Here is a 22,706-nt window from a genome sequence, read left to right on the forward strand (position 1 = left end):
GGAAAAAGATGACACAAATTCTATCGATCGGAGCTCCGATTCTCGAATTAAAGGATTTAAGCATTTGCCTGCATCACGGCAAGCAGCATCACATCCTTGTTCATGACCTCAATCTTACGCTTCGGCCTGGGGAAACCTTAGCTCTCGTAGGAGAAAGCGGCAGTGGCAAAAGTCTTACGGCCAACGCCGTACTAGGCTTGTTAGGAAACTCTCTTCAAATTAGTGGGGGACAGATTTTGGTATGCGGCGAAGATATTGTCCCCTGGTCGGATACGAAGAGAAGAAAGCTGAGAGGCACGGGAATCGGTCTCGTATTTCAAGATTATCAAGGGAGCTTTACCCCCTTTATTAAAATAGGTAAGCAGTTTGTAGAGACGTTGCGTTCGCATAACAGCCTGTCTGTACAAGTGGCAAAGTCCCAAGCGATGGATTGGCTTGGCAGAGTAGGGCTTCCCGCAGAAAGGGTATTCAACAGCTATCCCTTTCAATTGAGCGGGGGCCAGCGCCAAAGAGCGGCAATCGCCGCGGCTCTCATGCTGAAGCCTTCCTTGTTAATTGCAGATGAACCCACAACGGCACTGGATGTATTGACGAGTGAGACCGTGTTAGATCTATTAGATGAATTGCAAATTCAAACCGGCTGCGCGATCCTTATGATTTCCCACGACTTGCGTCAGGTCTTGAAGAGAGCCGATACGATCGCCGTGATGAAGGAAGGAAGAATCGTCGAATCAGGGGCAGCAGAGGTGATCCGAACTCGACCCACTCATGCCTATACGAAAATGCTCTTAAAATCGAGGCCTCTTTTGACAGAGATCCATGCGGAATTGCTAGCAGAGGAACAAGCCTTAGTGGGAACGGGGGATCGGCTGGCGTGAGACAACTAGTAAACGCAGAGAAGCTATGTAAAACCTATCATAGATCAGGTACAGCAGTGGAGGCACTTCAGGAGGTCTCTCTTCATATCGAAGTAGGGGAATGCTTAGGGGTGGTCGGCGAGAGCGGGAGCGGAAAGAGTACGCTTGGGAGGATTTTGCTCGCTTTAGAAAAGCCAGACCGCGGGGATGTTCGGCTTCTGGACAATTCCATCATCGGTCTAAAAGGCAAAGCTTTGCGCGAGATTCGAAAGCATATTCAAGTCGTATTCCAAGACCCTACTTCCTCGTTAAACCAGCGCCTCCCGATCTGGCTTTCCGTGATCGAAGCGCTAGATAATTTCCCTGAAGTTACCCCTCCTTTTTTAGAAGATGTGCGGCATTCCAGAAGAGATACGGCTGCTAAGTTGCTAGAAATGGTCGGTCTCAAGGCTGAGCACCTCGATCGGTATCCCCATGAACTGAGTGGGGGACAGCGCCAGCGCGTAGCGATTGCACGCGGGATCAGTTTAATGCCTAAGCTGTTAATTTGCGACGAACCGACATCAAGCCTAGATGTTACGGTGCAGGCCCAAATTCTACAGTTATTAAAGAGGATGAAGACGGAGCTAGGTATGGCTTGTCTGTTTATTTCTCATGACATCGCGGCGGTAAGGCTCATGAGCGATCGAATTATCGTGATGAAAGAAGGCCGGATTGTGGATCAGTTTCCCAGCCGGGACATCATGAATGAAGAACGCCATGAATATACGCGTAGGCTCATTGCTGTAGTGAGTTGACTGCAGAGCGTATAAGTAATGAATAATTAAGAACGATTACGGTATACTATTTACAGCTAAAGGATGGCAGCTATGCCATCCTTACACTCAGCTTAAACGGAGTGAATTGTCACAAGTTCAACAGGTCCGTGATCGTCGCAATGATCGCCATGAACGTGGTGTAGACGTCCATTCACTAAATAGTCCATATGATCGCCGTGCGGAACCATCTCGTGTCCGCATTCCTTGTCGTGGGTGCAGCCGCAATTCATGGGTTTACACTCTGCAGGATTTACAGCGGAAACAGGAATCGTGCATTCATCCCAATGTCCTTCATGCTCGTGATGCAAGTGTCCGTTGTGGACATAGTCAATATGGTCATCATGGCGAATCTTCGTATGGCCGCAAGCGATGGAATGTTTATGGTCATGTCCCTCATGTGTGTGATGATGCTCCATTTATTTCACCCCCCAACAATGCATAGTATTTCTGAAGGTTCTACTATCTATACCCGTACGAAATTTGCTTCAACTATGGTGAAAATAAACAATAAAAAATGAAGTAAAACGCATCAGTAGAGCAAGAGGAACTTTTTTAGGATTTGCGGACGGGAAACCTCTACCTCTTCATAAGAACAGATGTTCTTTGATAACGAGTCATAATGGGTTGGTCTTGAGGAAAACAGTCTGACCGTAAAATGATTCACGTTCCTCTTTTTTGACTATAATCAAGAACGAGAAGGGGACATCCCCAAATAATGTAAGAAAACAGAGTGAAAATGTGATAATAATTATCATTTTTGGTTAATAATATAAAGGACAACAGTTAACGTTGTTCAAGGGTTTTACAATCGGTAACTGCAGGGTTCGCCTTGCATTTAACATCTTGTGCAATGATATCACCTCCAATGATATGGCTTGGACATTATTATCGATTGTAAAGTCGATTAGAGGGTGTCCCTAAAGGTCGGTAAAACCGACCCCTAGGGACTGCCCTCTTTCTTTTTCACTCCATTTATTGGATATTATTGTTTGGGTTTAGGAGTATTAGCCTCACTAAAGCCTAAAGCTTGGTTGTATAACTGGGCAAGTAGGAAGATTTCACGTCTCTTTGTGGCTTTGACTAGAAAACTAGAATAGATATAGAAGTAAAGAAGAGATGGAGAAAGGAGGTGATTCATGTGGCGAAATACACTTGGGTTGACAAGGATACGTGTATTGCATGCGGCGCTTGTGGAGCTACCGCTCCTGACATCTACGATTATGATGATGAAGGTCTCGCGTATGTAACTCTAGATGATAATCATGGGATTGCAGAAGTGCCGGAGATCCTGTGGGATGACATGAATGATGCGGCAGAGGGTTGTCCAACGGATTCGATTAAGATACAAGATCAGCCTTTCAATAAGTAAAGGAGCAGTAAAAGTGGGTGCAGTTATCCTTGGTTCTTTAAGGATAGCTGCTTTTTTTGCTAAGGACATTTGTTCAACTCCCCCTCTCCCTTTATAATGGTTGTACGCAAATTAATCAAAGAGCAGGAGTAATGAAATGAACAACAACAATCTAACTGCGAAAGCGATTCGCACCGAGAAGGAGTTGAGGGAGTTCGTAGGTACTCCCCATGAAGCAGTGATCAGAAAAACCATTTCCATTATCGATGAACATTGCCAAACCTTTCTATCCATGTCTCCCCTTTTATTCTTGTCAACGAGTGATGCCGAGGGCAGATGTGATGTATCTCCTAGAGGGGATCATTCAGGATTTGTGCATGTCCTCGATGAGAAGCATTTGGTGATCCCTGATAAGCCTGGAAATCGTAGAGCCGATTCGATGTTAAACATCCTTTCCAATCCACAGGTAGGTCTTCTATTCCTTATTCCAGGAATGGAATGGGTGTTGCGAATTAATGGAAGCGCATCTGTCATGCGAACCGCGGACGTTCTGGCAACCGCTCCCGCCGATAAAGAGCTGCCTGCACTCAGTATCGTCGTAGAAGTAGAGGAATGCTTCATCCACTGCCCTCGGGCACTGAATAAAGCCCAGATCTGGAAAGCGGAGAGCTGGCCACAAGCTAAAGACCTGCCTTCTCCTGAGGAAATTTTCCATGGTCACTTAAAGCTGAATGGCATGACGCTAAAGGAGTAGGGATGAGAGCGATCGATATTCAAGCAGTCATTGACAAAGTGCCGGATTATCAAGCTTTTTTGACCTTGGATGAATTAGACGAGAGTACGAAAAAGCTGGCGTGGGAGTATCCTGATGTGGTTACGGTATTCGAAGCAGGACGATCACGCCAAGGACATCCCATACTCGGCTTGAAAATAGGAGAGGGCCGAAAAAATGCCCTCTGTTTTGCCTGTCCACACCCAAATGAGCCTATCGGTGCAATGACGATGGAGTTTTTGTCGCGGGCTCTGGCAGAAGATGAGGACTTGCGAAAGAGCTTAGATTTGACTTGGTATATCATCAAGTCTATCGACCCTGATGGCGTACGGTTAAATGAGAAATGGTTCAAGGGCCCGTATTCAATCACTGACTATACCAAGCATTTTTTTCGTCCCGCAGGCTATGAACAGGTGGAGTGGACCTTTCCTATAGACTATAAGGAGCTGGGCTTTCAGACTCCGCTTCCTGAAACGCAAGCCTTGATGAAGATCATCGATGAAATCAAGCCAGTGTTTATGTATTCCTTGCATAATACAGGATTTGGTGGAGCCTATTGGTATCTTTCTCATGATCTTCCTGAATTGTATGAGCCGTTAAAACAATCAGCGCTCAAGCAAGGTGTAGCACTAAGCTTAGGAGAGCCAGAGGCTCCCTATGTAACGGAATTTTCACCTGCTATCTATCAAACCTTGAGCGTGACCAAGTATTACGATTATCTGGAAGAGCTCTTGGGGTCTGCCCCGAATATCCATTTTGGCGCAAGCAGCGGAGACTATGTGCAGCGGATAGCAGATTGTGTCACTCTCGTGACGGAGCTGCCCTATTTTATGGATCCTCGTGTTCAGGATCAGAGTGAAGGGGAGATCTCACGTAAAGAGGCCCTCCTAAAAAATGTGGAGATAGGGGAGAGGTATTATTCTAAGCTCGAGAGTCTACTAGGTGGTGTTCGAGTCCTTATCCGTGTTGAGAATCCTTTTGTAAAGCTCGTCGAGGAAATTTTGTCGGTAAAGGACGAAATACTGGAATCCAAAAAAAACTGGGCTATTAGTCAGCCTCAATTTGAAGAGAAAGCTACCGTGTCCCAAATCTTTGATAATCTATATGCTTCAAAATTCTTCAACGGCTTACTAGTAGGTCTTTTACTGCGGGCGTGCGAGTATGAGGTGGGACGACTGCAGAGCGAAGCCTCACAAGATACTATTGCAATAGCTCGACTTCAAGAGACCTGGGAAAAAGCTGAACGCTGGTTACGTAATCATTGCGAAGAGATGGAACAAGTGTTGGATTACTCGGTGGTTCCCATTAAACAGCTGGTGCGCATTCAAGCGGAGTGTGGACTTTTGGTAGCCAGTTATGTCAGCAAGAAGTCTTGAAGTCCAATTATTTTCGTGTATACTGAATGATGTTGTAACAAGGCGATGAAACGAGGTGTGTTATTTTGCATCATATGGCGACCCAATCCCTATCGATCGGATACGGGAATGGAGATATTGTGACGGACTTAACCTTGGAAATACCGAAAGGTAAAATCACTTCCTTGATTGGGGCTAACGGCTGCGGCAAATCTACGATTCTCAAGACTCTTGCCCGCATTCAGAAGCCTTCCAACGGAATGATCTACCTAGATGGCAAAGCAATTAGCCAGCTGACAACAAAAGAAGTAGCCAAGCAAATGGCCATTCTGCCCCAATCTCCGGAAGCGCCGGTGGGATTGACGGTTTATGAGCTGGTCTCTTATGGCCGGTTCCCTCACCAGAAGGGACTAGGAAGAATGACCCCCCATGATCGAGAAATGGTGGAATGGGCATTGAAGGTCACAGGCATGTCCCCTTATTTCGGCAGATATGTCGATGAACTATCGGGAGGCCAGCGCCAGCGGGTATGGATTGCCATGGCTCTAGCCCAAGAAACCGACCTGGTTCTGCTTGATGAACCGACAACCTATCTGGATATGGCTCATCAGTTAGAAGTCTTGGAACTATTAAAGAAACTCAATGAGGAAGAAAATCGCACCATTGTAATGGTCCTTCATGATATTAACCAAGCCGTCCGGTTTTCTGATTATATATGCGCCTTGAAAAATGGGGCTATCGTGCACTTCGGATTAGCAGAAGAGTTGATGACGAAGGAAGTGTTAAGGGCTGTCTATCATATTGATGCGACGATTGGGGTGGATCCGAAAACGAATAAGCCGATCTGCATCACCTATGATTTGTTCACCGAATGAGTAAAGGTGGTTGTTTTGGTAAAAACTTTATTGTAAAATCAAATAATGATAATGATAATCATTTGATTGATGCGGAAGAAGGAGGAAATACCGATGAACCACATCCGAGGGAAGCTCACCATAGCTGGATTCATTCTGTCCCTACTGCTGATGGTTACCGCGTGTGGAAATAATGCCAGTGAAGCGCCAGCAGCGGAAAATCCAACGGAGCCAGAAACCGTTATGTTTCAAGCCGATAATGGAGAGATCGAAGTTCCCAGAAACCCCGGGCGAGTCATTGTATTAGCGGACTCTTATGTTGGATACTTGCTTCAGTTAGGCATTAAACCCATTGCCGTTCCCCAATTGGCGATGGACAATCCTTATTTTGAGGGGATGCTAGATGGGGTGGAGGTTATTGCTAGCGATGCGGTTGAAAAGATTATGCAGCTTGAACCTGACCTGATCATTACCTTGGCAACAGACGAAAATCTCAACCAGCTTTCCAAGATCGCGCCAACGGTGGCCTATGAGTGGGGGAAAAAGGATTACCTCGAATTAGTCACAGATATCGGAAAGCTTGTCAATAAAGAAACGGAGGCCAACAAATGGCTGACGGCATGGAATCAAAAAGTAGAAGAGAGTAAAGGAAAAGTTCAAGAAGCCATCGGGGATCAGACGGTATCCATTATGGAAACCTTCTCGAAGGGAGTCTACGTATTCGGTGCTAACTTTGCTCGCGGCGGGGAAGTGATATATGATGCCCTAAAGCTAAAGGCCCCTGAAAAAGTCCAAAAGGATGTCATCGAGCAATCAGGATTTGCTGAAGTTTCACTAGAGGCCATTCCTGATTACGCGGGCGATCATATCTTCTTTGGACGTTGGGCTGGAGAGACGGCGGAAAATGATAAAGTGGAAAAAAGCAGTGTTTGGCAAAGCTTGCCTGCCGTAAAAGAAGGACATGTCTATCCTCTTGATCCACGCACCTCCTTTTTCTCCGATCCCATTTCATTAGAGAAAACGCTAGACTTTATTGTCAAGAGTCTAACAGAACACCAATAAGGATGTGACGGCAAGAGCGCTTGGCGCTTTTGTCGTTTTCCATTTTAAAGTAGGTGGAAAAGAAAGTGAACCTTATATTCCTTAAAACTAAAGCAGCCAGGGGTCCTCTTTTCCTTGTCGCGAGCTCCTTGATTCTTTTGATTCTCCTGCCAGCAGCGATCACGGTAGGGGCGGCAAATATAGAGCTCCCTGTCATTTGGGAAGCGATAACCCGATATGACAGCAATATCTTACATCATCAAATCATTAGAGATATCCGTATCCCGCGTGAGCTATCGGCAGCGCTCGTCGGGGCGGCCTTCGCTGTAGCGGGTGCGATCATGCAGGGGATGACGAGAAATCCGTTGGCCGACTCTGGACTCTTGGGCTTAAATGCTGGTGCAGCTTTACTGCTTGCCATTTGCTTTGCTTTTTTCCCTGGCATCCCTTTTATCGCCATGATGGCTTTTTCATTTCTGGGTGCCGGCGTTGGAGCATCGCTCGTATTCGGGATCTCCTTTTTGGTAAAAGGGGGACTTTCCCCGTTGCGGCTTACGCTGGCAGGTGCAGCGGTAAGCGCGTTTTTGGCGGCTTTGGCTCAAGGGATTGCTTTGTATGCCAATGTAGCTAAAGAATTGACGTTTTGGATTGCCGGAGGGGTAGCCGTTTCAACCTGGGATGAAATTCGATGGATGGCTCCCATCATCCTCATCGCACTTATTTTGGCCTTATTCATTTCCAAACAGATCACGATTCTAAGCTTCGGTCATGAAGTTTCTACTGGATTGGGACAAAACACCTTGAAGGTTAAAGCAATTGCCATCCTCGTGGTTTTGATGCTAGCAGGAACAGCGGTTGCAACCATTGGATCCATCGCCTTTGTTGGGTTGATTGTCCCACACATTGTACGTTTCTTTGTTGGGGTCGACTATCGCTGGGTCATTCCCGGCAGTGCGGTAGCAGGTGCCATCCTGCTCGTGTTCGCGGATATCCTGGCCAGAACGATTAATCCTCCCTTTGAAACGCCGATTGGGGCGATTATTTCACTCATAAGCGTTCCCTTCTTTATTTACCTTACGGCCAGAGGGAGGAAGCCACTGTGAGCATTCAACAAGCTAATCAGAAGTTAGTAAAGAAACGGCTCAGGATTTTAGCCATTCTACTGGCTCTGATCTTACTCAGCTTTGTCGTGAGCATTAATTTGGGTCAAATTTATCTGGATCCTGTTCAACTCTTCAAGACCTTGTTTGGGTTAGGTACGGCAAAGGAAGAGCTGATATTATTTGAGTTCAGGCTGCCAAGGATCATGATCTCCATCCTTATCGGCATGGGTTTAGCTGTTGCAGGCTGTATTTTGCAAGGGGTGTCTCGTAACGAATTGGCGGACCCAGGCATATTGGGGCTTAATCAAGGGGCTGGGTTGATGATTGTGATTTATATCAGTTTTTTTCAGACCCAGACCGTTAATCACCTAATAGCCTTGCCAATCGCTGCTTTTGTGGGGAGTGCCTTTACCGCCTTCCTCGTCTATGTCTTTTCCTATCGAAAAAATGAAGGCATTGATCCGACGCGCATGGTACTGGTGGGGGTAGGGCTAGCTGCGGCGATTTCGGGAGCGATGATTATTTTTACAGTGCGGCTCCGACCAGAAGAATTTCAATTCATTGCAAAATGGCTATCGGGGCATATCTGGGGGAAGGATTGGAACTTTGTCCTTGTCCTGCTGCCTTGGATTCTTATTCTTTTACCATTGGCTTACAGTAAAGCCAAGATCCTCGATCTTCTTAACTTAGGAGATAAGTTAGCCGTTGGTTTAGGACTAAACATCCAAAGAGAACGAATCTACTTGCTGCTTATTGCCGTAGGCTTAGCTGCCTCCTGCGTTTCGGTTAGCGGCATGATTGCATTCGTGGGTCTGATTGCCCCTCATCTGGCCAGAAGACTAGTAGGTTCCAACCACGCCTTTCTGATTCCAGGCTCTGCCTTAATCGGCGCCCTTTTGGTCCTTAACGCGGATACTATAGCCAGAATGATCCTGCAGCCGTCCGGCATCCCGACAGGTATAGTAGTAGCTATTTTGGGTGCACCGTATTTTGTCTATTTACTGATTAGAGTGAAGGGGTAAGATGTTTAAATAATATATTCTCTGAGGAGCGAAAATGGATCGCTCCTCGATTTTTTTTGATAGAGTATAAAAGGTTGCTGAACAAAATAAAAGCCGATGAGAACAAAAGCTACTCCGAAGTCATTCGCCTCAGCTTCAGATATCATGTAAGTACAATCTAAAAGAGGTGAGGCTTATGAAAGCGGAAATTGAGGTTCAATATGCGTCCAGTGCAGCGAAAACCTCTGCAAGAAGTCAGAGGAGGAAGGAAATCACGGCAAATCTGAGAAAGTATTGGCCCCTATATGTAATGGCCTTGCCTGGTTTGATCTGGTTTGCGGTGTTTCGCTATATCCCGATGGGCGGAAGTATTATTGCATTCCAGGATTATAACGTATTCAAGGGGATAACGGGGAGCCCTTTCGTTGGACTCAAGCATTTTCAGCATTTTATCCAATTTCCCGAATTCCTGCAAATTCTGAAGAATACGCTCCTTATTAATTTATATGATATTTTGTTTGCGTTTCCAGCGCCGATTATATTGGCGCTTCTGCTTAATGAAGTAGGAAAGATGGCGTTCAAGCGAACGATCCAGACGATCGTCTATATGCCGCATTTTCTATCCTGGGTGATCATCGGGGGGATTTTTATCAACTTGCTTTCGCCTGAGACTGGCTTAGTGAATCACTTTATCAAGGCCTTAGGCTATGACCCGATATACTTTATGGCTAAAACCGAATATATTCGAAGCATCCTGGTCGGTTCAGGAGTATGGAGAGATGTAGGTTGGGGCACGATTATCTACTTAGCGGCCATTGCCGGGATTAATCCCAGCTTGTATGAAGCTGCGGCGGTGGATGGGGCGAGCCGTTTACGCCAAGTATTTGTGATTACCCTTCCGAGCCTGTTGCCGACCATTATGATACTCTTCTTGCTGCAGATCGGGAACTTCCTTGATTTTGGGTTTGAGAGAGTATGGGTATTCATGAACGGCTTGAATCGGGAAAATGCGGATATCTTTGATACGTATATTTATCGAGCGGGGTTATTGAACGCTCAGTTCAGCTATACGACAGCGATAGGCTTGTTCAAGTCAGTCGTTGGGCTTATCCTTCTTGTTACCTGCAACAAGCTGAGCAAGAAGCTGACAGGAAATGGACTTTATTAATGGAGGAGGGATGAATCATGAAGGATTCCTTATCGAGAAAAGTTTTTGTTTATGGTAACACAATCTTTTTAACCTTATTAAGCTTGACGATGCTTTTGCCCTTTTTCCACATCTTTGCCGCTTCCCTTAGCGACTCGTCTGCGGTAACATCGGGTAAAGTTGTATTTTGGCCGGTTCAGTTCACGTTAGACAATTACCTGTATGTCTTCCAGGATTTCAGCATATGGAGATCGTTTGGCGTATCGATATTCGTGACAGTAGCAGGTACGCTGTTCAGTTTAATCCTGACGGCCTCGTTGGCCTACCCCTTGTCCAGGCAGGAGTTTATGTACAAGAAAGTGTGCTTGCTTTTCATCTTATTTACCATTATTTTTTCTGCTCCGCTCATACCGACCTATTTACTCGTAAAAAATCTTGGATTGCTGGATTCCGTTTGGGCCCTGATCATTCCTTCGGCCATGAGTGCTTTCAACTTTTTCGTCATGCGCTCCTTCTTCCAGCAGCTACCGGGAGAGCTGATTGATGCTGCACGGATTGACGGGTGTGGAGAGTTCCGGATATTACTTCAGATTGTGGTACCCCTATCGAAGCCTGCGTTTGCCACGATTGGAATCTTTTATGCCGTCTATTATTGGAACAGCTACTTCAATGCTCTCATGTACATTAACAATCGGATGCTGTACCCTCTTCAAGTGAAGCTTAGGGAAATGATCGTAAGCGGGGATATGAGTTTGGAAATGGGTTCTGACCTAGCAGAGATGATGACGGCCATTTCTCCGGAAGGCATTAAAATGGCGACCATCATTGTGGCCACAGTTCCGATTCTGATTGTTTACCCGTTCCTTCAAAAGTATTTTGTCAAGGGAGCCCTGTTGGGTTCTGTGAAGGAGTAGAAAAAAACTTTTATATCAAATTATAAAAAAAGACCGATAGATCACAAAAAAAGACAATAGTCGTTCTTTTCCGAAAAAAATAAAATAAGAGCATGAAAGACATGAAAGCGTTTCATCAATCGTTTTCAACAAAAAGGAAAGGGGATCAATCAGATGAAAAAATGGTTTCATGGTTTACTGGCCTGCAGTATGGCAGCGTCCTTACTGGTAGGTTGCTCCAGCAGTTCTACCTCCACCAGCCCACAGCCTACGGAAAAGAAAAAGGAAACGGAGGCTACAAAAGAGGAGGGACCTACAAAGTTTTCTATTAGCTTAAGAACCCATAAATACAAGTATGTTGAAAACCATCCGAATCTTAACGAGGATAAATGGGTGAAGGAACTGGAAAATCGTACAAACTCGGATTTGGATATCCGTTTGATTCCTCATCAGGAATATGTAGAAAAGATGAATCTTATGATGGCGTCCGGGGACATTCCTGATGTGGTTAATGCAGGAGGCATCCACGATATCGCTTTAGCGGGAGCATTGGAAGCCGGAATCTTCAGGCCGCTAGATGACTTGCTTCAAACGCATGGCCAGAATCTCCTCAAAGTGATTCCCAAGAAAGCTTGGGAAGAGGTGACTCATGAAGGGAAGATCTACGCCATCCCTGAGTTCTTGAGTGTTCCGGCACGTCGCGGAGCCTATATCCGGAAGGATTTGCTAGATAAGTTTAATCTTCCGGTTCCAAATACGCTCGACGAATTCCTCCATACCATGAGAGTCTTTAAGGAAAACGGGATCAAATACCCTTACAGCGGCCGCGAGAAGTTCATGTACACGGAATTGTTCTTTGGTCCTTTCGATGCTGTGCCGACAACCTATAGCGAAGACGAGCAAGGCCGCGTTGTTCCGACTTTCATTACGCCAAAAATGAAGGATGCGCTAGCATTCTATCGCAATATCTATCAGGAAGGCTTAATGGATCCTGAATTCTTAACGAATAAATATGCCGATTGGGAACGCAAAATTGTCAATGGAGAAGTCGGAATGTTTGATCATAATTTCAACTTGCTCCCAAGCTGGCAGCAAAAAATCAAGGCTGTAACGCCTGAAGCCGAATTGGCCATCATCCCGAGTCCGCTTGGATTGGATGGAGGGCGCGGTGTTGCTCACTATAGCTCCATTTTAAGAACCTATATGATTAATGCGAAATATGAGCATCCGGAAAAAGTCATTGCCTTCTTTGATTGGATGGTAACACAAGATGCTACGAACTTCTTTAACTTCGGGATTGAAGGTGAAAACTACACCATCAAAGACGGAAAAATCGACTACACTTACCCGACAGACCAGAATCAGATCGATGAGGAAGACTACCGCGATTATTGGCTGTGGTTGGTAAAGGATGGAGCCTACAACAAACAGAAGCTTCCTTACATGCCAAATGGCCAGGAAGTCGTTCAAGCCATGGAGGATATTGCTAGAAACGAAGGTCGCGCATGGATCAATCCGAAGCCATTGAAGGCGGAGGATGCTCACCCGGAGCTTAGAACGGATGAAAACAAGCAAGATTTGTGGCAAGAATATGCTGCAAAAATCGTACTAGGCGAGCTTCCTCTCGATGCCTTTGATAAGTTCGTACAGGACTATCTGAAGCGAGGCGGGGATGCGGTCATCAAGGAAGCAACGGAAAAGCATAAGAACGGACAAACCGTTGTCCAGTAAGATGATTGGTGCCCAAGGAAATCCTTGGGCACGATTTTATACATGGAAAGGAGTTAGGCTATGCGAATGATAAAGGTGGCGAAAGCTCTCCTGTCTACCGTGCTGGCCATCGGCATGCTTCCCACTTCCGCGTTAGCGGTTGACTATGAAAGCTATCATGGTTTTACGACTTCAACGGTTCCCGTGTTGCCAGATGAGGAAATCCACCCTAAGCTATGGTTTGATGCTTCTCAAACGAATAGCGTGTATCAAAAGCGAAACGCAAATGAATATACCCAAGCTTTATGGCAATCGATCTCCAATTCTTCTTATTTAACTGCAGAGTTGCCTTCTGTACCGACATGCCCGCCATCCTTGACAAATGAGGCAAAGGAAGAAATTCATCACTATTATGGGGATATGGCAAGGATTGCCAAGTACAATGCGTTCATGTTCGCCATGGAAGGCAGTGAGCAACATAAGCTGCGGGCTGTTGAGGCCTTAACACGAGCTTATGATGGACCTATGTATACCTGCAGTGTTATCGAGCCGACGGTCTCTAGCAGTCCAATCGACGAAACCTATCGTGCCCTCTGGGCTCAAAACTTTGCGGCTGCCTATGACTGGATGCATCCGCATCTAACCGTAGAAGAAGATGAGCTGATTCGGGAGCGTTTTGTCCGGGAAGCGCGTGAATTGAATGATAAGATGTACTTATGGGGGCCGCGGCCTCACAATCACCGATCAAAGCCGGCATGGGGCCTTGGAACGTTAGCCCTGACGTTGTCCGAGCATGAAGAGGCCTCAGTCTGGCTGAGAACGGCCTTGGAAGCAGCTAATACCAATACGAAATATTTTTTCAGCTCAGATGGGGTCTATCGTGAAGGGTCGCAATATTACATCTATTCACATATCAATTTTGTTCCTTTTTTATATCATTATAAAAATGTTTCAGGTGTTGATAACTTTAAAGTATATAAGCCAGCGTTCATCTGGGAGTTTCATGTTTCAAACAACAAGGGTTGGATGCCGAACTTTGCGGATTCTTACCTCAGGCATAATTTCATGCAAATGGTAGCAGGCCAATTTATGACAGAGGAAGATCACACGCCTTTGCATCCAGAAGCCAAGTGGGGAAACCTGTTTCAATGGCGATATGAGCATACCGATACGAGCCCTTGGGGAGGCGAATTCGGTAACAATGCAGGAGCCAGCTATGATGATACGCTTGACCTGGATAAATACTTAACCTACGATCCGACCGTGGAGTCGATCGCACCGCAAAGGAGCGGCACCCACTTCTTCGATGAAGGCGGCCAGACTGTATTGAGAAATAATTGGAATTATAACGAGCCGTCTAGTCGTTATTTGTTATTCCATGGCGTTGCGGAAGCGGATAACCATAATAATTTCGACCATCTTAGCTTTATAATTCACGCCGAAAATCAAATGATGGCCAGTGATGCAGGGTATTCCCGATCGGCGTACGGCGATGAAATCAGAAGAACCTGGTACCGCACGGCACCGGCACACAACACGGTGACCCTCGATGGAAAGTGGCCAGTGGATAGGGCGGAAAATCAAACGCCCGATTCAAAGTACAGCATAGATACCGAGTTTTTCGACTTTCAACAGAAAGAAGCAAGATTCATACCCATCAGCAATAATACGGCCAAAGGAGAAAGCGAGCTGCTCTTCCCCCCTGATGAAGAGAGCCTAGGCTACATGAAAAGGGCGGTAGCGTTCCCTGGCCAGGATTACTTTGTCATAGCAGATCAATTAGTCAGCAAAGATCAGGGCACCTTTGATTTGTATCTACATGGTGGCCGGGGGGAGATGACCGGTTCCGGCAATCATCGATTATGGACGTATCGAGACGACGCCTACGGATCAGCCGCCCAATTTGCCGCTTGGATTTTTTCCGATGGAGCGGAATTTACGGATCATGAAGGCGAACTGACCTATGTCAAAGGGGATTACGGTGTATTCGATTATGTGAAAGCTACGAAAAGCAGTTCGAATGCTGCCAATTTCATGCAAGTGCTGATTCCCTTAGGCAAACAGGCTACCTTGCCAAGGGTAACAGAGCTGAGCGATGCTGCACGCGTAGGCGGGACGGTGGAGAAGGATGGGAACATAGATACCTTCCTCGTTCAGCAGGAGCCCGCTCTTCAAACTTTAGGGAGAGTAACAACAGACGGAACCTTTGCCTATGTTAGGCAAAACGGCATGGTTTATCATTGGGCTGTCCGAGAAGCCCAGAAGCTAACTTATGAAAATGAGAACCTGTTTCTTGCAAGCGTGCCGATTACGTTGGCTATGGATACAAGCAGGCGTGAAAAGATAGAAGGTCTCGTTTCCACGAACGAAAGCGATTACGAACTATCGCTGGCGAACCCGGTTGGAAAAGTGCCCGATCGCGCCACCTTGAATGGCGTTGTGATCCCTATACTGAACCATAATGAGGGGAGAACGGTCCTAAGTGGATTGAACGGAGGAGGAGAGCTGGTCATTGAGTACAGGGATGAGGAAGGATTCCAGTCCGCAATACCTGGCGTGGTGACGGATCTCTCTGTCGAGAGCGTGAGCGCTTCATCGATTTCCCTTCGCTGGACGGCTCCGGAGATGCCAGAAGGCATGGTTCGTCCGTTCTATGATCTGAGATACAGCACGGCTCCGATTACGGAGGCGAATTGGGAAGTGGCTGCCCAGGTCAACAGTGAGCCTGGAATGGCAGAACCCGGAACGGTTCAGTCCATGGAAGTGACAGGACTCAGACCATCGACAGAATACTATTTCGCAGTGAAAATCAGGGATCATTCCCTTAGCCCTTCTGCCTTGTCCAATGTCAGCCGTGCCAAAACAGATGCTTTAATCCTTGGAATACCGGAGTTTTCGGATGCAGACGGTAATCCCGTTCAATCCTTGGCTAGGGCTGCTGGTTTCTTGGGTACTCACGTCCAAATCGAAAACCCAGGCGATCAAGCCGTTCCAGTCACGCTGCTTGTCGTCCTTTATAAGCCTGATGATTCAGTGGCTAAGACCACCTTCTTGAGCAGATCGCTTAAGGCACAAACAAAAGAAGCCTTTAACATCGGTTTTCAGCTGCCCGATGAGATGAACTCCTATTATATCAAGGTGTTTGCTTGGGATAGCCTGATGAGGATGCAGCCCTATGGGCCAGCATTTAGGTTTCAATAAAGGAGGCGCAGGATGAATCGGAAAATAGTCCAAAAGGTGATTCAAGTATTTCTTTGCTTGTTCCTCTTCGTTGGAGGATTCCCAGGCTCTGGGATCTCGCAGGAAGCATCGGGAGATATGATTATCTTCCCAGTGGAAGACACCTATGTAGAAATTTCAAAAACGACTTCCCAAGGAAATGTAACGGGTTTAAAGGTAAAAAAAGCAGATTCGGAATACCGCAATGCTTATTTCCAATTTGATATGGGTTCAGTAGATGTAGCGGGCATCGATCAGGCCGAATTTAAAGTCTATGTGAACAATATTGACAGCAATACTATCGATCAGGGCTATGTAATCGAATTGCAGGCCATTGATGATCACGCCTGGTCGGAACATGAAGTCCTTTATACCAACCAGCCCGGTGTTCAACCTAACGAAACCGGCCAACGGATATACTCGGCAACAGACCGAGGAATGGTATTAGGCACGGCATCGGTTACGCAAAAGGAAGTCTACATCTCCTTTGACGTTACGGATTATTTAAAGGCTCATGGGGTGGCGACGGTAAGCTTTCGCTTAGTTGGCGTGACCAATAATAGAGGGGCCACTTATGCTTCCAAAGAAGCAGCATGGGAAAAAAGACCGATGCTCGTCATTCAATCACAGACGAATGGGAATCCCATCCCGCCAGATGGAGATGGGGATGAGCCTGCTAAGGTCACGTCGATTTCCATTTCCGGCTTGACACCCATGAGAGTAGGAGACACGAGCCAAGCGGTCATACAAGCGGTATACAGCGATGGTTCGGAAGCCGTCATCGATTCCGGTGTCATCTTTTCCAGCTCCAACCCAGAGGTTGCCTCGATCTCCCCGTCCGGGTGGGTTAACGCAACAGGTTCGGGGACAACCGTAATCCAAGCGGCGTATGGAGAGCTCAATCCTGCCACCTACGTATTAACAGTGGAGGACCGCGAGGAAATACCAGAGCCAGAGCCAGAACAAAGCATGCTGAGCGTAAGAGTCTCTAACGACACGTATGTGGAAAGCGGCAAAGGTCCTTTAGGCACAGAGAAGTCAATGAAGGTGAAAAGGACAAGTACAGAATTCCGAAATGCTTACTTGGGATTTGAGCTTCCTCAACTCGTAGAGGATAGAATTATCGAGTCCGCGAGCTTAAGAGTCTTTGTTAAAAAACTGGATTCCAATACCGTAGATACGGGGTATGAGATTGAGTTTCAAGGGATGCTGGATGATGACTGGAACGAATCCAGCGTTGCTTATAGCCATCAACCGGGTACATGGGACGGAACGTATAAGGAGTCAGATCAAGGATTCTTCCTGGATCAGCAGATGGTAACCCAGTCGTCGGTAGGTCGCTACTTGGAAATCGACGTTTCCGAGTTTATCCAAAGACAAACCAATGGGAAAGCCAGCTTCCGCATAGTCGGCGTAACCAGCGGAAAAGGGGCGGACTATGCCACGAAAGAGGATACAAGCCTCAATAGTCCGCCGATCCTTGAAATCAGAACGAAGGCGGATGAGGGGGAACCGGGAATCCCTGCTAGCTTGGCCATTGAGCATGCGAATGGGCAGAATCTATTAACCTGGAGCCCCGCTAGACATGCCGCCGGCTATAAAGTGAAAAGAAGCACGGTAAGCGGAGGTCCTTATGAGGTAATTGGAGAAACCGAGATTCCTGCTTTTATTGATGAAAGCTTTCAGAATGGAAAGACCTATTACTACACAGTATCATCAATGAATGACATGGGAGAAAGTCCGAATTCCTTCGAGGCAAGCGTAAGAACGACGCCGACTCAGCCTAAGCAAGTCACTGCTATTGGGGAGGACAGGGGAGTGCGATTAACATGGTCAGAGTCAGCCGGAGCAGAAGAATATAAGGTCATCCGGAGTGAAGAGGAAAACGGAAGCTATCTTGAAGTGGGCGGCTTGACCTCAGCAACATATCTGGACACGGGGCTGATAAATGGAAAGACCTATTATTACAAGGTGGTTGCGATCAATGAAAATGGGGAGAGCATGCCATCTGCAACGGTGTTTGCAGCACCCGTCGCACCGATTGTAATGGGTACATTAGAACTCAGCGACATTTTTGGAAACCCGATGACAGACCCTGTGCCAGGCCAATTGGTTAAGGTTTCAGTTCCTTTTGTGAATCAAGCTCCTTCAAGTATTTCTGGAACCCTGGTCGTCGGGCTCTATCATGCTGACCAATCGGTAGAAGTCCTAGCTTATCTGGAAGCGAATGTGGCACCAGGAGAGGAGAAGATGGAGGCTGGATTCGAGCTGGCAGCCAAGGTCGAAGGGATGACGGTGAAGGCATGGATGGTTGATACTCTTAATGGCATCAATCCCTTATCCAATGTCAGCCAGATTCCCAGTCAGCAAAAATAAGGGTGCGGGAGGTTAGAATGCAAAAAATAATGAGTCTTGTCCTATTATTGATGTTAAGTTTGGGCACTATGGCCTCTGCCGAGTCGGCTTCCGTGACGGCAGCCATTTCCGTTGAACCTTCTACTCAGGTTACTAGTATTCAAGGGAGTATTGCTTCCGGTGAAAAACAACAGGTAACGGTAATCCTATTTAATCCGTCAGGTAAAATAGAATATATCAGTCAGACGACAAGCGGTCTACATGGAGCCTATCAATTCAGCTATCAGCTCGATAAGAAAATCAAAGGAGTTTATGAGGTTTGGATTGGAGGTACGGGAGTAGCTGAGCCTTATAAGACGACTTTTGGATATCCGGCACAGGGTCCCCATGGGAAGCTTCCCGTGCTGCCGCCTCAGGCTAAAGGGATGAATGGCATCACAACCGCTCAAGAAAAGATGAACGTAGGCAGAGAAAGGTAAGAGAAGGAGGGTGTCCCAAAAGCCTAGCTTTTGAGGTAACGGTTTCCGTTTAGAGGTGCAAGCAAGGGTGTTCACAACTATATCACATCAAAAATCGCTGTAAAAATCACAAAAACAGGACTTCTCCCAACTGTTATGTTGGAAAAAGTCCTGTTTTAATTTTATCTACATTATTGAACTGTCGAATCCGATAGTGTAATAATTAATGACCAAGCTAAATATACCCCCTAGAGGGTATTATTAAAGACAAAATTAGTAAAAGTCCACTGATAATAAACATCTAAGATGGAAGCAACAATAAATAGATGGCAATTCTCCACGTATTGATTAAAATTGAGTAGGATTTCATTTTGTAGGTGGAAAAAATCCAACTATTGGCTCTGAACGCCAAATTTACAAGCCATATTGAAGCTTTAGTTAATGATTCTCCACTTATTTTGCTTTTTTTTCTCTAATTTTTTCGGATAAATGGACTTTCTACCACATTTATTTTCAACCCAACTCGATGCACTCGAATTCACATGCTATTTTACCGTGCATTCACGCAGTCCAACAACTTATGGTCATCTTTAAAATGCATTGCGAATTACGGTGTGATTTCTATTGTGATTTAGACATAAAGCCATGTAAATCAAGAAAAAAAAAGAAAAGCGTGATTCCATATGCGAATCAACGCTCAAAGAGACATATGAAGTCCGTTATACCGACCTTTAGGAACACCCTCTTTTGCATGGGAAAACAAACCTAAAAAAAAGCCGATTACCCCAAAACCGTACCACTTGCTGCACTATATCATGTTTTATATGATTAATAAAATAGATTCTCGTTTCTATTTACTCTCAGAAGGATTAAAATGAAAGCTAGGTTATCCAAATTTAACTAGATACAAAAAGGAGGAGTTTGATGTACCGTGTCTTGCTAGTCGACGATGAGCCCGTCATTCGAAAAGGGATCAGGGCCATGCTTCAGAAGGCTGACTTGCCGATCAACGACCTTCTGGAAGCGGGGGATGGAGAAGAAGCCATGCGTATCATTGGCGAGCAAGGTCCGCAGATGGTGATCAGCGATATTCGCATGCCCAGGATGAATGGTCTCGACCTCTGTGCCCACATTCAAAGCAAGTGGCCTGAAGTTGCCGTGATTTTAGTTTCTGGGTATGATGACTTTCAATATGCGCAACAGGCCATTCGCTTTGGGGTTAAGGATTTCATTCTCAAGCCCGTCCATCGCGCCAGTCTAATTGAGAGCGTTTCCAAATATCTTGGGTTGCTGGAGCAAGGAGCTGCTTTTGCTTCCATTGCATTTAATGAATTAGAAGATTTCATAGTAATGCTGGAGAAAGGAATCTGGAATCATGAACAGGAAGAGTGGGGACCGGGAATCAAAGATTTGTTTTCACGACTGAGAGGTTTACCGATTGCGTATGGGAAAAAGACCCTGGCAGACATGTTAGATGCAGTCTTAAGGAAACTGTCGACTAGGATTGGCTATGCCTTAGAACCTTTGCCATGGAATCCGCCTTTGGCTGACCATGATGCCCTATTCACTTCGTTTTCCGACACGCTTGCCCAACTCCAAGAAGAGTTGAATCAGAGAAAAGCCAATGGGGACTTTAATCTGATCCATCAAGCCAAACGTTATATTGAAGATAACTATAATAAAGAGGTTTCTCTTGAGGATGTCGCGAGAAAGGTAGGATTGAACGCCTCCTATTTCAGTCAGCTTTTCAAAGCTAAAGCGGGGAAAACCTTTGTCCAGTACCGTTCGGAGATTCGGCTGGATAAAGCCAAGGAGCTTCTCGGCTGCCCGGAAAAATCCATTACCGAAATCGCCTTTGATGTGGGTTACACGGATATTACCCATTTTATACGAAAGTTCAAAAAGCACGCTGGAGTCTCACCGTCGGAGTACCGCGCGGCTCATGGAATACGGACATGACTTGGAAATTTTGGCAGAGGAGCTTATTTTCCCGATTCATGCTTTATTTTTGCATTGCCATCATTATTCCTTCAAGCATTATCGGGGCATTCACGTACTATCGCTCCATTCAGCAGATGGAAAATCAGGTCAAAGAGTACTTGGAGCAGATTGTATTTAATGTGGGAGAACAGGTCGATACGTTTTTTCGCGGGTATGATTGGCTTTCTCTGCGAGTCGTGGGTTCACCAGAGGTCCGGCAATTTCTCGACTTACACCAGTCCGACTATTATAAACGATTAGAATTTGTCAACTGGCTAGAAGGCCATTTATTGAAAGAAATAATATTACAGAATCCAGTGATTGAGGGCTTTCACATCATTGGGGATAATGGGTTAACTTATTCCACCAACGTGTTTGAGTCCAGGAGTATCAACGTGGAGAAGCGGGCTGAAATCTTGAAAAGGGAGCTTCCGCCAAACGGGAAGCTTAAGATTTTAGTGACCGAATTTGGAGATGATTTGCCAGACAAGCAATTGTTTATTTCGGTGGCCAGAAGGGCCTTTTCGCAAAAAACTTTTGAAGATAAAGGATCCTTTGTTCTCGATGTACGTGCAACTGACTTGCAAGCCATCTGGGAAAAGGTGGACTTTAAAGGCGGCTTCCTTTGGATCATTGATCAAGAGGGAAGGATCGTGTATCATCCGAAAAATGAATGGATGGGGTCTCTTGGATCGGATTTGCTAGGGGACAGGTATTTGACCGAAACCAGCGGGAGCTTCATCCGCAGTTGGGAAGGCAGTGAGCACTTATTTGCTTATCATACGTCCGAGTATACGGGATGGAAGATGATAGCGACTATCCCCTTAAAGGAGCTGCAAAAGCCCATTCTGGATATTCGCAATGTGATGATGATCTCGGCAGGCGCTTCCTTCCTGCTCATGATGATCATTCTTTATCTGTTTCTGCAAAAAATCCTGCATCCCATTCGCCGCCTGGAAAATAAAATGGTGGAAGCAGGGAAAGGAAGGCTGCGGCCGATTGATCAGCCGATTCCCAAGGATGAGATCGGTGTCTTGATGAACGGCTACAATGAGATGATTGCGCAAGTCTCCGAGCTGATTCAGCGCGTGTATGAAGCGGAATTAAACGAACGAACGCATGAGTTGGCGAAGCAGAAGGCGGAACTGCAAGCCCTGCAGTCCCAGATCAACCCTCACTTTCTCTACAATACGCTCGAAGCTATTCAAGCCTATTCCCTCATTGGAGAGGAAGAGCCAATTCAGGATATGGTCGCCGCGTTGGCTTCGATGTTTCGCTATGCCGTTCGAAGCCCTCTCGAGCCAACGAGGGTAAGGGATGAAATCCATCACGTGGAGAACTTTTTGCTCATTCAGCGATACCGGCAGCAGCAAATGCCGCAAGTCGAATGGAAGCTCGATGGTGTTATGGATGTCCCCATGCTTCGACTGACCCTCCAGCCCTTGGTGGAAAATGTTTTTCACTATGCCTTTCCGCATGGCATTGAAGCTCATCATAAAATTTGGATTGAGATGAAGAGGGAAGGGGAGCACTTTATCGTGGAAGTATCAGATAATGGGGCAGGGTTTGAGCAGGACAATCCAGATATCCAAGCTATCGTCAAAGAAAGGGAAGCAAACGGAAAAGGTATAGGGCTTGCGAATGTGCACCGGCGGATCAAACTTACCTATGGGGATGAATATGGGCTGCAGTTAAGCGGAAAAAAGGGTCTAGGTGCTACGGTGCGCGTCATGATGCCTTTGCCGGAATTGGACCAAAAACTAAAAAAAAGCACAAACGAGTCAAAATAGACCCA

18 protein-coding genes are annotated in these 22,706 nt (G+C 46.1%); 17 read left to right on the top strand and 1 reads right to left on the bottom strand.

Going from position 1 to position 22,706, the window contains the following annotated elements; genetic code table 11:
* Window positions 1-8: 8 nt before the first annotated feature.
* The gene (locus EIZ58_RS01685; RefSeq protein ID WP_134698789.1) at window positions 9-878 is read left to right on the top strand and encodes an ATP-binding cassette domain-containing protein; all 870 of its coding nucleotides are present in this window, start codon (window positions 9-11) and stop codon (window positions 876-878) included.
* Complete coding sequence (locus EIZ58_RS01690) at window positions 875-1,654, top strand: ABC transporter ATP-binding protein (protein WP_134698790.1); 780 nt, start codon at window positions 875-877, stop codon at window positions 1,652-1,654. The genes EIZ58_RS01685 and EIZ58_RS01690 overlap by 4 nt, the downstream gene beginning before the upstream one ends.
* Before the next feature lie 92 nt (window positions 1,655-1,746).
* On the opposite strand, the gene EIZ58_RS01695 is transcribed toward EIZ58_RS01690, so the two are convergent.
* Window positions 1,747-2,091: a hypothetical protein gene (locus EIZ58_RS01695; protein ID WP_134698791.1), complete on the bottom strand. Its 345-nt coding sequence runs from the start codon at window positions 2,089-2,091 to the stop codon at window positions 1,747-1,749.
* A 722-nt stretch (window positions 2,092-2,813) separates the two neighbouring features.
* On the opposite strand from EIZ58_RS01695, the gene EIZ58_RS01700 reads away from it, so the two are divergent.
* The 15 genes from EIZ58_RS01700 to EIZ58_RS01770 all read left to right on the top strand — a co-directional run bounded on the left by EIZ58_RS01700 (window position 2,814) and on the right by EIZ58_RS01770 (window position 22,701).
* On the top strand, window positions 2,814-3,044 hold the full coding sequence (locus EIZ58_RS01700; RefSeq protein ID WP_134698792.1) for a ferredoxin: 231 nt from the start codon (window positions 2,814-2,816) through the stop codon (window positions 3,042-3,044).
* Window positions 3,045-3,180: 136 nt separating this feature from the next.
* Window positions 3,181-3,777: an MSMEG_1061 family FMN-dependent PPOX-type flavoprotein gene (locus tag EIZ58_RS01705; protein ID WP_134698793.1), complete on the top strand. Its 597-nt coding sequence runs from the start codon at window positions 3,181-3,183 to the stop codon at window positions 3,775-3,777.
* Window positions 3,778-3,779: 2 nt separating this feature from the next.
* Window positions 3,780-5,171 (top strand): M14 family zinc carboxypeptidase, encoded by a 1,392-nt coding sequence (locus tag EIZ58_RS01710; RefSeq protein ID WP_240688913.1) that lies wholly within the window; start codon window positions 3,780-3,782, stop codon window positions 5,169-5,171.
* 65 nt (window positions 5,172-5,236) lie between these two features.
* The gene (locus EIZ58_RS01715; protein WP_167577435.1) at window positions 5,237-6,025 is read left to right on the top strand and encodes an ABC transporter ATP-binding protein; all 789 of its coding nucleotides are present in this window, start codon (window positions 5,237-5,239) and stop codon (window positions 6,023-6,025) included.
* Window positions 6,026-6,118: 93 nt separating this feature from the next.
* Window positions 6,119-7,066, top strand: a complete 948-nt coding sequence (locus EIZ58_RS01720) for an iron-hydroxamate ABC transporter substrate-binding protein (RefSeq protein ID WP_167577436.1) — start codon at window positions 6,119-6,121, stop codon at window positions 7,064-7,066.
* A 65-nt stretch (window positions 7,067-7,131) separates the two neighbouring features.
* Entirely contained in the window at window positions 7,132-8,148 is a 1,017-nt protein-coding gene (locus tag EIZ58_RS01725; protein ID WP_240688914.1) for a FecCD family ABC transporter permease, read from the top strand.
* Complete coding sequence (locus EIZ58_RS01730; protein WP_134698796.1) at window positions 8,145-9,170, top strand: FecCD family ABC transporter permease; 1,026 nt, start codon at window positions 8,145-8,147, stop codon at window positions 9,168-9,170. The genes EIZ58_RS01725 and EIZ58_RS01730 overlap by 4 nt, the downstream gene beginning before the upstream one ends.
* Before the next feature lie 175 nt (window positions 9,171-9,345).
* Window positions 9,346-10,317 (top strand): ABC transporter permease, encoded by a 972-nt coding sequence (locus EIZ58_RS01735; protein WP_134698797.1) that lies wholly within the window; start codon window positions 9,346-9,348, stop codon window positions 10,315-10,317.
* Between the two features lie 17 nt (window positions 10,318-10,334).
* Window positions 10,335-11,210 (top strand): carbohydrate ABC transporter permease, encoded by an 876-nt coding sequence (locus EIZ58_RS01740; RefSeq protein ID WP_134698798.1) that lies wholly within the window; start codon window positions 10,335-10,337, stop codon window positions 11,208-11,210.
* A 153-nt stretch (window positions 11,211-11,363) separates the two neighbouring features.
* Entirely contained in the window at window positions 11,364-12,920 is a 1,557-nt protein-coding gene (locus tag EIZ58_RS01745; protein ID WP_134698799.1) for an extracellular solute-binding protein, read from the top strand.
* 60 nt (window positions 12,921-12,980) lie between these two features.
* Window positions 12,981-16,100, top strand: coding sequence for a heparinase II/III domain-containing protein (locus EIZ58_RS01750; RefSeq protein WP_134698800.1), 3,120 nt, complete (start codon window positions 12,981-12,983; stop codon window positions 16,098-16,100).
* Between the two features lie 12 nt (window positions 16,101-16,112).
* Window positions 16,113-18,494, top strand: coding sequence for a CBM96 family carbohydrate-binding protein (locus EIZ58_RS01755; protein WP_134698801.1), 2,382 nt, complete (start codon window positions 16,113-16,115; stop codon window positions 18,492-18,494).
* A 17-nt stretch (window positions 18,495-18,511) separates the two neighbouring features.
* Window positions 18,512-18,952 (top strand): hypothetical protein, encoded by a 441-nt coding sequence (locus EIZ58_RS01760; RefSeq protein ID WP_134698802.1) that lies wholly within the window; start codon window positions 18,512-18,514, stop codon window positions 18,950-18,952.
* A gap of 903 nt (window positions 18,953-19,855) precedes the next feature.
* A complete protein-coding gene (locus EIZ58_RS01765; protein WP_134698803.1) occupies window positions 19,856-20,890 on the top strand; it encodes a response regulator transcription factor in 1,035 nt (344 codons plus the stop codon).
* Window positions 20,891-20,928: 38 nt separating this feature from the next.
* Window positions 20,929-22,701, top strand: coding sequence for a cache domain-containing sensor histidine kinase (locus EIZ58_RS01770; RefSeq protein ID WP_167577437.1), 1,773 nt, complete (start codon window positions 20,929-20,931; stop codon window positions 22,699-22,701).
* Window positions 22,702-22,706: the final 5 nt, after the last annotated feature.

It is taken from the genome of Ammoniphilus sp. YIM 78166, from assembly GCF_004522215.1.
Classification (GTDB): Bacteria; Bacillota; Bacilli; order Aneurinibacillales; family RAOX-1; genus YIM-78166.

Bases quoted from the DNA above. Each gene is read 5' to 3' on its own strand.
- EIZ58_RS01705 (WP_134698793.1), top strand. From the start codon at position 3,181: ATGAACAACAACAATCTAACTGCGAAAGCGATTCGCACCGAGAAGGAG.
- EIZ58_RS01695 (WP_134698791.1), bottom strand. From the start codon at position 2,091: ATGGAGCATCATCACACACATGAGGGACATGACCATAAACATTCCATC.
- EIZ58_RS01760 (WP_134698802.1), top strand. From the start codon at position 18,512: ATGCAAAAAATAATGAGTCTTGTCCTATTATTGATGTTAAGTTTGGGC.
- EIZ58_RS01685 (WP_134698789.1), top strand. From the start codon at position 9: ATGACACAAATTCTATCGATCGGAGCTCCGATTCTCGAATTAAAGGAT.
- EIZ58_RS01770 (WP_167577437.1), top strand. From the start codon at position 20,929: ATGCTTTATTTTTGCATTGCCATCATTATTCCTTCAAGCATTATCGGG.
- EIZ58_RS01710 (WP_240688913.1), top strand. From the start codon at position 3,780: ATGAGAGCGATCGATATTCAAGCAGTCATTGACAAAGTGCCGGATTAT.
- EIZ58_RS01740 (WP_134698798.1), top strand. From the start codon at position 10,335: ATGAAGGATTCCTTATCGAGAAAAGTTTTTGTTTATGGTAACACAATC.
- EIZ58_RS01745 (WP_134698799.1), top strand. From the start codon at position 11,364: ATGAAAAAATGGTTTCATGGTTTACTGGCCTGCAGTATGGCAGCGTCC.
- EIZ58_RS01720 (WP_167577436.1), top strand. From the start codon at position 6,119: ATGAACCACATCCGAGGGAAGCTCACCATAGCTGGATTCATTCTGTCC.
- EIZ58_RS01765 (WP_134698803.1), top strand. From the start codon at position 19,856: ATGTACCGTGTCTTGCTAGTCGACGATGAGCCCGTCATTCGAAAAGGG.
- EIZ58_RS01750 (WP_134698800.1), top strand. From the start codon at position 12,981: ATGCGAATGATAAAGGTGGCGAAAGCTCTCCTGTCTACCGTGCTGGCC.
- EIZ58_RS01735 (WP_134698797.1), top strand. From the start codon at position 9,346: ATGAAAGCGGAAATTGAGGTTCAATATGCGTCCAGTGCAGCGAAAACC.
- EIZ58_RS01755 (WP_134698801.1), top strand. From the start codon at position 16,113: ATGAATCGGAAAATAGTCCAAAAGGTGATTCAAGTATTTCTTTGCTTG.